The organism is Blautia marasmi (genome assembly GCF_900258535.1).
Taxonomy (GTDB): Bacteria; Bacillota; Clostridia; order Lachnospirales; family Lachnospiraceae; genus Blautia; species Blautia hominis.
The window spans coordinates 5,832,226-5,844,871 of record NZ_OIWX01000001.1 but is presented as its reverse complement, the minus strand read 5'-3'; the positions used below and the strand labels follow the sequence as shown (position 1 = coordinate 5,844,871).

Sequence of the window (12,646 nt, the reverse complement as noted above, 5' to 3'; positions counted from 1 at the left end):
ATTGGAGAAAACGGGGATAAGCAAAAATGAGAGAGATAGAAACAACAAAAGCGGCAGGACATATTCTCTGCCATGATATTACGCAGATCATAAAGGGAGAAAAGAAAGGACCTGTGTTCCGCAAAGGGCATGTGGTGAAGGAGGAGGATATTCCGGTCCTCTTATCTGTGGGCAAGGAGCACCTGTATGTCTGGGAAAAGACAGAGGGGATCCTTCATGAAAATGAGGGGGCGCTGATTCTGCGCGATCTGTGCAGGAATGATCATATGTCCGAGTCAGAGATAAAAGAAGGTAAAATAGAGTTGAAAGCCCAGATAGACGGGCTGTTTAAAATAGACAGGAAGAAACTGCTTGCTGTCAATTCTCTGGGGGACATGATGATCGCCTCCCGTCATGGGGATTTTCCGGTGAAAAAAGGCGACAAGCTGGCCGGAATGCGGATCATTCCTCTGGTGATCGAAGAAGAGAAGATGAACCGGGCAAAAGAAGCTGTCAAAGGGGCCCCGATCTTTCAGATCCTGCCCTACAGGGAGAAGAACGTGGGTATTGTGACTACAGGCAGCGAAATCTCCAAAGGTCTGATTCAGGACACATTCGGTCCGGTCATAGAGGAAAAGCTTGGAGAGTTCCCCACAAAAGTGATGGGACAGGTGTATCCCGGTGACGACAAAGCGAAGATCACGGAGGAGATACTCACCTTTATTGACCAGGGCGCGGATATGGTTGTCTGTACAGGGGGAATGAGTGTGGACCCGGATGACCGTACGCCCGGGGCCATCAAGGACACAGGCGCTGAGATCATTTCTTACGGGGCCCCGGTGCTGCCTGGAGCTATGCTTTTGGTGGCCTACTATAAGAAAGACGGAAAGAATATTCCCATTGTGGGACTTCCGGGATGTGTCATGTATGCAAAGAGAACCGTATTTGATTTGGTCCTGCCAAGGATCATGGCGGATGACCCCATTAAAAAAGAAGAACTGGCAGCTCTTGGCGAAGGCGGACTCTGTCTGAACTGCGATGTCTGTACCTTCCCCAACTGCGGTTTTGGAAAAGGAAGATAATATATGGCTGACAGGAAAATGTATCTGCAGATTGCAGAGCTGTTTGCCCGGAGAGATGAGATTACCATAGAAACCACGCTCTCGGGCGGACAGGCCGGAAGGAAAAAGATCCTGTCCGGGGAGGAGCGTATGCTGCCTCCGGAGGAACATGTATACAGGGAAACACTTTACGGGAGAAGCCGGGCCGTTGTCTGCGGCGGGGGACATGTGTCCTTGGCTCTTGTAAGATTTCTGAAAATGCTGGATTTCCATGTGACGGTGATCGACCAAAGAGAGGAATTCGCCAACCGGGAGCGGTTTCCCGATGCGGATGAGATCCTGTGCATGGATTTCCCGGAAGGTCTGGATAGGGGGAAGTTTGGGGAACATGCCTATTACATTATTGTGACCAGAGGGCACAAGGATGACTATAACTGCCTAAGTGCTATCTTGAAACTGAAGAGCGATTATGTGGGCATGATCGGCAGCAGGGGAAAGGTTGCCTTGTCCTTTGAAAAGCTGCGGCAGGACGGTTTTCCCGAGGAAGAGATCCGGAAGATCCACGCCCCCATCGGGCTTTCCATCGGTGCGCAGACACCTGCGGAGATTGGCGTGAGCATCTGTGCGGAGATCATTCAGGAGAAGAACAAATATCCCCGCAAGACCCTGGAGGAGGAAGTGCTCAGGGGGATCAGGGATGAAAATGCTGTGACTATGGTAACTGTTGTGGAAAAATCGGGCTCTTCCCCTCGGGGAGAGGGCACCAGGATGGTGGTATGCAGGGATGGGAGCATATATGGCACCATCGGAGGCGGCCCCATAGAATTCGCTGCTGTTCGGGAAGCGCAGAGCTTTTCCGATGCAGGCGGTTTTTCCATCCGGGAGTATGACCTCTCTAATTCCAAAGCAGCCACCCTTGGCATGGTCTGCGGCGGAAAGGTAAAAGTGTTGTTTGAAAAGCTCTGACGATTGCCTGCTGTTCTGCGTCCGCCGGGCGGGATGTGCACAGGAGATTTGACGGATACAAAAACAGCGGCAAGCTTTGTTTGAGCCGGAGAAAACACAGATATTGACAAAAGTCAGGGAGGATCACACTATGAAAAAAAGAACAGCAGGCCTTTTGGGCATTTTTTTGGCAGCAGCTATGATGACTGCAGGATGCGGCAGTGACAGCAGCCAGGAAGCGGCAAAAGACACGGAGCAGAAAACAGAGGCAAAGGATAATGCTTCTGAGGCAGAGGATAAGACAGAGGCAAAAGACGATGCGGGCGCGGCAGATGAGAAGACGGATAACGCGGACAAAGGGGACAGTGAGGAACCGGTTACTATTTTAATGGCAGCAGCAGCCAGTCTGGAATACTCCATGAAGGATGATCTGATCCCCATGTTCCAGGAGCAGCACCCGAATATCACTGTGGAAGGTACTTACGACAGTTCAGGAAAGCTGCAGACACAGATTGAATCCGGAATCGACGCGGACTTATTCTTCTCCGCAGCGGAAAAACAGATGACAGCTCTGAAAGACGAGAATCTGATTGATGGAGATTCTATCCAAAATCTGCTGGAAAACAAGATCGTTCTTGTAGTTCCTTCAGATAAGAAGGACGCTTACACTAAATTTGAGGATGTTGCAAACGCTGAGACTGTGGCAGTGGGAGACCCGGAGAGCGTACCCGCAGGGCAGTATGCCAAAGAAGCGCTCACAACCCTTGGACTCTGGGACCAGGTATCGGCAAAAGCCAGCCTGGGAACCAATGTGACGGAGGTGCTCAACTGGGTAGCTGAGGGCAGCGCAGATGCAGGTATTGTGTATGCTACGGATGCGGCAACCAAAAAGGATACTTTGGCTGTAATTGCGGAAGCGCCTGAGGGAAGCCTTGCACAGAAGGTAATTTATCCGGCAGGTATTGTGACAGGCTCCACCAAGAAGGATGCGGCACAGCTCTTCCTGGATTTCCTGGCTTCGGACGAGGCCTCGGCAGTATTTGAAGAATATGGATTCACACCAGTGAAATAATACACAGCAAAAAGGCATGGCCGGTCCGCATAAACCGGCTGTGTCATTTATCTACAGGGGGATAGGCAGATATGGATTACTCACCGATATGGATATCGGTTAAGACCGCGGCACTTACTATCGTCATCGTTTTCTTCATCGGTTTGGCGGCAGCCAAGCTGGTGGCAGGGCTCAAAAACGAGAAGTTTAAGATGGTGCTGGATGGTATTTTTACCCTGCCTTTGGTCCTCCCGCCGACAGTGGCCGGATTCTTCCTCCTATATTTATTTGGAATCCGGCGCCCCATCGGTGCTTTTTTTGTGGAATATTTCGGAGTTAAGATCGCGTTTTCCTGGGGGCGACCGTGCTGGCGGCAGTGGTGATCTCCTTTCCGCTCATGTATCGTTCCGCAAGGGGCGCTCTGGAGCAGGTGGATGAAAACCTTATATTTGCAGCCAGAACCCTGGGTTTTTCCGAGTGGCGGATTTTCTGGAAGATTATGTTTCCCGCCGCGCTGCCGGGTATTGCAGGGGGCGGCATTCTTGCATTTGCCAGAGGACTTGGGGAGTTCGGGGCAACAGCCATGATCGCGGGCAATATTGCAGGCAAGACGCGGACCCTGCCTTTGGCGGTCTATTCCGCAGTGGCAGCAGGGGATATGGATACCGCATACAAATATGTCATGATCATTCTGCTGGTATCCTTCCTGGTGGTAGTCCTCATGAATTATTTTACGGCAAAAGAGAGAACATACGGAAAACGGGGGAAGAAGGCATGAGTCTGCAGGTGGATATTAAAAAAAGATGGAAGGGATTTTCCCTGCAGGTCCGGTTTGAAACAGGGGAGGGACTTCTGGGCATCCTGGGAGCCTCCGGCTGCGGAAAGAGTATGACCCTGAAAAGCATAGCAGGTATTGTGACACCTGATGAGGGAAGGATCCTGTTAAACGGCAGGACACTTTTTGACTCGGAAAAGAAAATAAATTTAAAGCCAAGAGACAGGAAAGTGGGATATCTCTTCCAGGATTATGCCCTCTTTCCCAATATGACGGTCAGGCAGAACATAAGCTGTGCGGTCAGGGGAAAAGAGAAGGAGAAGCTGGCAGAGGAACAGATTCATAATTTCCGGTTAGAGGGGCTGGAGGAGCAGTACCCACACCAGCTTTCCGGCGGACAGAAGCAGAGGACTGCCCTGGCCAGGATGATGGCAAATGAACCGGAGGCCCTGCTTTTGGATGAACCGTTCTCCGCTCTCGATTACTATTTGAAAGAACAGCTCCAGGTACAGATGCTTGATTTTTTGAAAGGCTGCAAAAAGGATATGATCCTTGTCACACACAACAGGGATGAGGTGTACCGCCTGTGCGGAAATCTGCTGATCATGGATGAGGGAGAAAAGATCAGCATGGGACCCACAAAGGAAATCTTTCGGTATCCGGGCTGTGTGGCAGCTGCCCGTCTCACCGGCTGCAAAAATTTCTCCAGGGCCAGAAAGCTGGATGACACCCATGTGGAGGCTTTGGACTGGGGAATCGTGTTGCGTGCAGGAAAAAAGGTGACGGACACAGTCTGCTTTGTGGGAATCCGCGCACACTATTTTACCCCTTCCGATGACGGCAGCCGGGAAAATACGTTTCCCGCTGAATTGGTGGAGACCGTGGAATCCCCTTTTGAGATGAATGTGGTCATACGGAAGAAGGGAATGACAGGGAAGGAGAGGAGCGAACAGATCTGGTGGAAGATGGCAAAAGAGAACTGGGCAAAAATGCATGGAAACCTGCCGGAATTTCTCCATGTTTCTCCTGAGGATGTGCTTCTTCTCACAGATAAAACAGGAGGGGAGCTTTAAAGATATTTGACAACAGACCGATTACGGCGTAAACTAAAAAAAACATTTATGCCGAATCCAAACAAACCTGCGCGGCAGAATGTCCGGGCAGGTTTCTTTCTATTTGGGCGTACAGGACCGGGCGGATCAAAGACCGCCTGACAGGACAGGAGAGGATTATATGGAACAGGATTTGAGAAGACAGGTATTAAATATTCTGGAAAAAAACAGCAGGCTTTCCGCCGCAGAGATCGCAGTCATGACAGGAACCGATGAGAAAAGCGTGGCAGATATGATCACCAAATTGGAAAAAGAAGGGATCATCTGCGGATACCACACCCTGATCAACTGGGATAAGGAGAATGACGACTCTGTGACAGCCCTCATCGAGCTGAAGGTGACACCACAGGGAGGCGACGGATACAACAAGATAGCAGAGCAGATTTATCAGTATCCCCAGGTGGAGACACTGTATCTCATGTCAGGGGCCTATGATTTTCTGGTGCTTTTAAGAGGGAAGAGTATCAAGGACATCTCTCTTTTTGTCTCCGAGAATCTGGCGTCCATAGAGGAGGTGCAGAGCACGGCCACTTATTTCACCCTCACCAAATATAAGGAGCAGGGAGTCAACCTTGCAAGGAAAAAGCAGGACGGAAGAATGGTGATCACTTTATGAGAGAATTTGTCACAGAGAAAGTAAAAGAGATTAAGCCGTCCGGGATCCGGAAGTTTTTCGATATTGTCAGCGAAATGCCGGATGCCATCTCCCTGGGGGTGGGAGAACCGGATTTTGATACACCCTGGCATATCCGGGAGGAGGGAATCCGTTCCCTGAAAGCCGGAAGGACTTTTTATACGTCCAATGCAGGCCTCATGCCCCTCAGACAGGAAATCATCAGGTACATAGAGGACAGGCTGGGGCTTTTCTATGACCCAGCATCAGAGGTCATGGTGACAGTGGGCGGAAGTGAGGCTATTGACATTGCATTTCGGACAGTTCTGGAACCGGGGGATGAGGTGATCATCCCGGAACCGGCATTTGTCTCCTACGTGCCCTGTGTGCAGTTAGCGGGGGGCGTGCCGGTGACCATTCCCCTGAAAGCTGAGAATGCGTTCCGCCTGAAGCCGGAGGAGCTGGAGGCTGCCGTCACACCTAAGACAAAGGTGCTGCTTTTATCATATCCAAACAATCCAACCGGTGCCATCATGGAAAAAGAAGACCTGGAGGCACTTCTTGACATCATAGAAAAGCATGACCTTCTGGTGATCTCCGATGAGATTTACAGTGAGCTGACTTATAATTCCCAGCATGTGAGTATTGCTTCCCTTCCGGGAATGCAGAAGCGCTGTGTGGTGATCAATGGATTTTCAAAATCCTATGCCATGACAGGATGGCGTCTGGGTTATGCGCTGGCTCCCGCGCAGATCATGGAACAGATGGTGAAGCTCCACCAGTTTGCCATCATGTCATCCCCCACCACAAGCCAGTATGCTGCCGTAAGCGCGCTGAAAAACGGCAATTCCGACGTGATGGAAATGCGTCTGGCCTATGACCAGAGAAGGCGTTTTCTGCTCCACGAGATGGAGAGGCTGGAAATCCCCTGCTTTGAACCGAGAGGCGCTTTTTACATATTCCCGGATATTACGGAATCCGGTATGAGCTCCGAGGAATTTGCCACAGAGCTTCTGAAAGAGGAGAAGGTTGCCGTGGTGCCGGGCAGCGCTTTCGGGGACTGCGGCGAGGGATTTATCAGGATATCCTATGCCTATTCCATTGAAGAACTGAAGGCCGCTTTGGCCCGGATCGAGGCGTTTATGAAAAAAATACGTCAAAAAAAGTAGAAAATACTGGACAATTGGCAGTTCAGATTATATTATAAGTTTTATACTTTAACTTAGAAAAGAATGTCACTGTTTCGCAGGGTATTACCCGCAGAAATGGGATAAAGCAGCCATAGCGCTGCAAGTCATTCTGTGCCAATATAGAAAATCAGAATGCGGATGGAAAGATACGAGGAGGATATGAAAGCAATGAGAAAAGTAGTAAAATTCGGCGGCAGCTCCCTTGCCAGCGCAGAACAGTTCCGGAAGGTAGGTAGTATCATCAAAGCAGATGAGAGCAGAAGATATGTGGTGCCCTCTGCACCGGGAAAGCGTTTTTCAGCAGACACGAAAGTCACCGATTTATTATACCAGTGTTACCGGGCAGCCAAAGAAGGCGGAGCAGAGTTTGGTGCGCTTCTTTCGGAGATCAAGAGCCGTTATCAGGAAATCATTGACGGCCTTGAACTCTCTATCTCCCTGGAAGAGGATTTTAAGGTGATCGAGGAGAATTTTAAAAACCTGATCGGGGAGGAGTACGCAGCTTCCCGCGGGGAATTCTTAAACAGTAAGGTCATGGCAGATTACCTGGGCTTTGAGTTTGTGGATGCTGCCCGTATTATCCGTTTTGACGGGGAAGGACAGTTTGATGCGGAGATGACCAACCGTTTGACCAGGGAATATCTGAAAAATATGGAGTATGTGGTAGTGCCGGGCTTTTACGGCGCCATGGAGGACGGCACAGTCAAGACCTTCTCAAGGGGCGGTTCCGACATTACAGGGTCCATTGTCTCCGGTGCTCTGGATGTGGACTTATATGAGAACTGGACAGACGTGTCAGGATTTTTAGTGACAGACCCCAGGATCATCAAGAATCCGGAAGTCATTGACACCATCACATACCGCGAACTGCGGGAGCTGTCCTATATGGGCGCCACCGTGCTTCATGAGGAGGCTATCTTCCCGGTAAGAAAAGCGGGAATCCCCATCAATATCCGCAACACCAACGCTCCGGATGACGCGGGAACCATGATCGTGGAGGACACCTGCAAGAAGCCGGCGTACACCATCACCGGTATTGCGGGCAAAAAAGGGTTCTGTTCTCTGTTTATTGAAAAATCCCTGATGAATTCCGAGATCGGTTTCGGCAGAAAAGTGCTGCAGGTGTTGGAAGAGCAGGGGATCTCCTTTGAGCATGTGCCCTCCGGTATTGACACCATGACGGTATTTATCCATCAGGATGAGTTCGCGGAGAAAGAGCAGCAGGTGATCGCAGGCATTCACCGTATGGTAAACCCGGATTATATGGAGCTGGAATCCGATCTGGCGCTGATCGCAGTGGTAGGCCGCGGTATGCGCTCCAACAGAGGAACCGCAGCCAGGATTTTTGCGGCACTGGCACATGCCAACATCAATGTTAAAATGATCGACCAGGGTTCCAGTGAGCTGAATGTGATCATCGGCGTAAAGAATGAAGATTTTGAAGGGGCTGTGAAAGCGATCTATGACATTTTCGTGACAACACAGCTTTAAGAAATGCGATTAGGCAGCAGACAGCAGGAGGAAGCAAATTGAACAGATATATGAATATGAAAAATATGAGCAGGAAAAACGGAACTCTGAAATGGGTTGGCCTGGTGGAGCTGATCATGGGCGCTCTGAACCTTTCAAACGGCTTGTTATCCATGTATGTCCTGTTCTCACAGGGACAGAAAGTGCTGGATGAAATACAGAAGACCAATAATATCACAGTATCCATGCAGGAGATGACCATCTCCGTTGTGGTGACCGTTGTGCTGGGCGCCGCCATGCTGGGAGCAGGTCTGGTCGCCATGATGTTCAATGGCATCAAAGGGAAAGAAAAGCTGCCGTTTATCATGGGTGTTATCCTTCTCGTATGTATCCTGGCATCCAATATCATCAATATTGTCATGCTGAGAAGTTCCTTTAGCCTCTCTTTCATTTTATGGGTAGTCATCCACGGACTGTATCTGTACGGTGCTTACCGCAACAAGCAGAATATAGAAGCTGAGAACCAGTAGGCAGCGTGAAGAGTATGGAAATTTACAGACATAAGACCCAGTATTATGAGACGGACCAGATGGGCATTGTGCATCATTCCAACTATATCCGTTGGTTTGAAGAAGCCAGGACAGATTTCCTTGAGAAACTGGGGATGGGATATGACAGGATGGAGGCAGAGGGGATCATAAGCCCTGTGCTTTCTGTATCCTGCGAGTACAAGACGATGTCTTATTTTGGGGAGACAGTGGAGATCGCCATTGCACTGACAAAGTACAACGGCATCAGGCTGGAGCTGGAATACACGGTCAGCAATGGGGATACCGGAGAAGTCCGGGCCGTGGGCACTTCAAAACACTGTTTTCTGGACAGAGACGGCAGAATCCTTTCCCTGAAGCGGAGCAGCCCCGGGTATCACAGGTTGCTGGAAGAATATAAAAAATAATATAAATTTCCGGTTTCTATTGACAGGAGGCCGGAAATTTTTTATACTGTAAGTGTACTAAGACACATAGTACACTAGATGCACACAAATCAGAACCGTGAAGAAAAGAGGAAACTCTATGATTGTGATTGATTACCAGAACCGAAAACCCATTTACGAACAAATTGTGGAGCGCTTTCAGATGTTGATCGTAAGAGGCGTGCTGGAAGCTGACTCACAGATGCCTTCTGTACGTTCTCTGGCGACAGAGCTGTCCATCAACCCCAATACCATTCAGAAAGCCTATACGATTCTGGAACAGCAGGGGTATATTTATCCCATAAAAGGCAGGGGGAATTTTGTGTCCGGCAGCAGAAATCTGGTGGAGCAAAAGAAAGAGAACTTTTTTCAGAAGCTGCGGATCGTGATCAAAGAAGGGATTGAACTGGGCGTTACAAAAGAGGAGTGTGTGAGCCGGACTGCGGCGCTGTACGAGGAGGTTAACCATGATTAAAACGGAACATCTGTCTAAGGCCTTCGGGGAGATTAAGGCTGTAGACAATATCGGCATTGAGATAACGGATAACAGCATATTTGGGCTGGCAGGGACCAACGGTGCGGGAAAGAGCACTTTTCTGCGTCTTTTATCCGGTGTTCTGAAACCGGATCAGGGGAGTATTCTGATAGATGAAAAGTCTGTCTATGAGCAGGAAGAGATAAAGAGAGAGATTTTCTTTCTGCCGGACAGTGCTTATTTTATTCCAAATGCAACAGGGAGATCCATGGCTGATTGGTACAGTACCTATTATCCGAAGTTTGACAAAAAGCGGTTTGATGAGCTTTCAAAAAGACTGGATCTGGATACCAAAAGGAAGATACATACGCTCTCCAAAGGAATGAAGCGCCAGGTTTCCATGCTGCTGGGAATTTGCGCAGGCACGAAATATCTCTTCTGCGATGAGACCTTTGACGGTTTGGACCCGGTAATGCGGCAAGCTGCCAAGAGCATACTGGCCTATGAAGTCACAGAGAGGGAATTTACCCCTGTGATCGCCTCCCATAATTTAAGGGAACTGGAGGATATCTGTGATCATGTGGGACTTCTCCACAAAGGGGGCGTTCTCTTGTCAAGGGAAGTGGAGGATATGAAGCTCCATATCCATAAGATCCAGTGTGTGATCCAGAATCCGGTGCTGGAGGAAGAACTGCTTCGGGAACTGGATGTGGTCCAGCATGAGAAGCGGCTCTCTTTGATGACCCTGGTCGTCCGGGGGGAGAAGGACAAGATCATGGAGATCGTGGAGAGCAAGTTCCCGGTATTTGCGGAGATGATTCCGCTGACCCTGGAAGAAATCTTTATCAGTGAAACGGAGGTAGCGGGATATGACATCAAAGATCTCTTTTACTAAAATGGTGATGCAGAATGTGAAAGAAAGAGGCGCGTGGTTCCTTGTCTCATTTTTGGCGATGCTGATGGCACTTCCGGTTCAGACTATGATGCGGCTGGATAGTGTGGCTGCATACGGATTGAAACCCAAGGAGCAGGCAGCGCAGTCCGCGGAAGTATTTTGGAATACCACAGGTTATGATAATGTGGCTCTTATACTTTTAGTGGTCATCGCAGGTTTTTGTCTGGGGATGACAGGGTATATGTATCTGTACTCCAGAGAGAAGACGGATTTTTATCACAGTCTTCCCATGAAAAGGGAGCGCATGTATTTTGTGTCCTACCTGGGCGGCGTATTGATCTTTGCGGTCCCTTATCTACTGAATCTGCTGCTGGCACTACTGGCCGGTGCTGTGAAGGGTACATTCCCTGCACATACGGTTTCACTGGCCTTGGGCGCATTTTTGACACATATGGTATATTTCCTTATCTTTTATCATGTGGGGATACTGTCTGTGATGCTGACAGGGAATCTGTTTACGGGAGCCATGGCATATGCTGCGTTTCTGAGCTATGGATTTATTATAAAAGAAGTCTTTATCAGTATGGCGGGGCGCTTTTTCCAGGCCGCAACGCCCTACACGTTAAGCGGCGGAAGTTACAATTTTCTGCGGTTTACCTTCCATGCGGGAGGATGGACCCTTTCGCCATTATATAGCTATATGGATATCATACGTGAAGCGATAAATTATGATACAAGAAAAACACCGTGGCTTTTGGCCGCTGCAGGCCTGCTGGCAGCAGTTCTGCTTCTGGCACTCTGCCTTTTGGTATATCATCTGCGGCCTACGGAGAGTTATCACAAGGCAATCGCGTTTAAAAGACTGGAACCGATCATTAAAATTGCGGTCGTATTTCCTTTTTCCGTTTTGATCGCGCTTAATATCAGCCAGGGAATCGGTCAGCACGTATTTGTATGGTTTGTAATGGTTCTGGTATTCTCGGCCTGGGTCATCTCAACCGCCATGGATTTTCTGTACCGGATGGATATCAGAGAAAGCCTGCGTCCCCGCATCTCTACAGGTGTGGTGCTGGTCATGCTGGCTGCGATGACGGTCATCTACCGTTTTGATGTGTTTCAAGTGGATACTTATCTTCCGAAAGAAAATAAGATAGAAAGTATGTCCGTCTATATTAACAGCATGAACAGCCTGTACAGCTATCCGTATAATTCCGTTTATTATCAGGGTGACAGTGAGATAAAAGCCTATCTTAAAAATGCCAAATATGAAGAATTTGACAGTATTTATGACCTGGCTGCCATGGGAGTGGAAGCCCAGAAAGAAAATGATGGTTTCCCAAAACTGAAAGACGGAGAAGATCTGTTGTGCTTTTATGTGAAATATCACTTGAAATCAGGCCGGGATGTGTACCGGTACTATGAAGTGAAGCAGGATGACGCCGCGCTTAAGCTGATGGGAAATATTTACGACAGCTGGGAATATAAACAGCAGACCCTTCCTGTGGAATTTATTGATGCGGAGAAGATAACAGAGATTTCCTTAAATGATATTTTCTCTGCCAACAGACAGGTCACAACCTCGGAGACTGCAATGCAGAATATTTTCAAGACCTACAAAAGCGAGTGGGAGAGCCTGGGATTCCAGGAGAGCCTGGATCAGCAGGTGGTAGGCTTTTTAAACATTGACTGTATCAGCGTTCAACAGGGCAGTAGATTTGAAAATGGTACTGCATCCTTAGATATTACCCAGACATTGTCCCTGCCCCTGTATGAGGGATTCCGGGGTACCAGAAAACTGCTGGAAGAGGCGGGATGCCATGTCTATACAAAAGAGGATGTGGATAAGATGGAGAAGATCGTTGTGGTTTCCAGTGATAATAACGGAAACACTGAAGAATTTACATTTTCGGATAAAGAGGATAGGATGGAGATCCTGGCAAAGTCTGTTTTTGACCAGTACAGCAATCCTGCAAAAGATATCTATCCGGATTATTCAAAGAGTCTGCGCATCTACTGGAAGGATGGGGCAGGTGAGACAAAAGAAGGGGTTTACCTGAGCAATGACCTGCCGTCCTGTGTGAAAAAGGTGCTGAAAACAGAAAACTGA

General features: G+C 48.9%; 12 protein-coding genes and 1 pseudogene. All 13 read left to right on the top strand.

Going from position 1 to position 12,646, the window contains the following annotated elements:
• Positions 1 to 26 precede the first annotated feature (26 nt).
• The 13 genes and pseudogenes from C6P39_RS25825 (at position 27) to C6P39_RS25765 (ending at position 12,646) form a co-directional block, all read left to right on the top strand.
• Positions 27 to 1,061, top strand: a complete 1,035-nt coding sequence (locus C6P39_RS25825) for a molybdopterin-binding protein (RefSeq protein WP_104805660.1) — start codon at positions 27 to 29, stop codon at positions 1,059 to 1,061.
• A gap of 3 nt (positions 1,062 to 1,064) precedes the next feature.
• Entirely contained in the window at positions 1,065 to 2,006 is a 942-nt protein-coding gene (locus C6P39_RS25820) for an XdhC family protein (RefSeq protein ID WP_104805659.1), read from the top strand.
• Between the two features lie 130 nt (positions 2,007 to 2,136).
• On the top strand, positions 2,137 to 3,057 hold the full coding sequence (modA, locus tag C6P39_RS25815) for a molybdate ABC transporter substrate-binding protein (protein ID WP_104806046.1): 921 nt from the start codon (positions 2,137 to 2,139) through the stop codon (positions 3,055 to 3,057).
• A gap of 71 nt (positions 3,058 to 3,128) precedes the next feature.
• Positions 3,129 to 3,814: pseudogene (gene modB, locus C6P39_RS28620) on the top strand (molybdate ABC transporter permease subunit).
• On the top strand, positions 3,811 to 4,884 hold the full coding sequence (locus tag C6P39_RS25805; protein WP_104805658.1) for a sulfate/molybdate ABC transporter ATP-binding protein: 1,074 nt from the start codon (positions 3,811 to 3,813) through the stop codon (positions 4,882 to 4,884). The pseudogene modB and the gene C6P39_RS25805 overlap by 4 nt, the downstream one beginning before the upstream one ends.
• Positions 4,885 to 5,044: 160 nt before the next feature.
• Positions 5,045 to 5,539, top strand: coding sequence for an Lrp/AsnC family transcriptional regulator (locus C6P39_RS25800; protein ID WP_095173240.1), 495 nt, complete (start codon positions 5,045 to 5,047; stop codon positions 5,537 to 5,539).
• Positions 5,536 to 6,705 carry a pyridoxal phosphate-dependent aminotransferase gene (locus tag C6P39_RS25795; RefSeq protein WP_104805657.1) on the top strand — a complete coding sequence of 390 codons (1,170 nt, stop codon included), beginning with the start codon at positions 5,536 to 5,538 and terminating at the stop codon, positions 6,703 to 6,705. Before C6P39_RS25800 ends, C6P39_RS25795 begins: the two co-directional genes overlap by 4 nt.
• A 189-nt stretch (positions 6,706 to 6,894) precedes the next feature.
• A complete protein-coding gene (locus C6P39_RS25790) occupies positions 6,895 to 8,217 on the top strand; it encodes an aspartate kinase (protein ID WP_104805656.1) in 1,323 nt (440 codons plus the stop codon).
• A 38-nt stretch (positions 8,218 to 8,255) separates the two neighbouring features.
• Entirely contained in the window at positions 8,256 to 8,726 is a 471-nt protein-coding gene (locus tag C6P39_RS25785; RefSeq protein WP_095172653.1) for a hypothetical protein, read from the top strand.
• 14 nt (positions 8,727 to 8,740) lie between these two features.
• Complete coding sequence (locus C6P39_RS25780; RefSeq protein WP_104805655.1) at positions 8,741 to 9,151, top strand: acyl-CoA thioesterase; 411 nt, start codon at positions 8,741 to 8,743, stop codon at positions 9,149 to 9,151.
• A 118-nt stretch (positions 9,152 to 9,269) separates the two neighbouring features.
• Positions 9,270 to 9,644, top strand: a complete 375-nt coding sequence (locus C6P39_RS25775; protein WP_095172655.1) for a GntR family transcriptional regulator — start codon at positions 9,270 to 9,272, stop codon at positions 9,642 to 9,644.
• Positions 9,637 to 10,539, top strand: coding sequence for an ABC transporter ATP-binding protein (locus C6P39_RS25770; protein ID WP_104805654.1), 903 nt, complete (start codon positions 9,637 to 9,639; stop codon positions 10,537 to 10,539). Before C6P39_RS25775 ends, C6P39_RS25770 begins: the two co-directional genes overlap by 8 nt.
• The gene (locus C6P39_RS25765) at positions 10,514 to 12,646 is read left to right on the top strand and encodes a DUF6449 domain-containing protein (RefSeq protein ID WP_104805653.1); all 2,133 of its coding nucleotides are present in this window, start codon (positions 10,514 to 10,516) and stop codon (positions 12,644 to 12,646) included. The genes C6P39_RS25770 and C6P39_RS25765 overlap by 26 nt, the downstream gene beginning before the upstream one ends.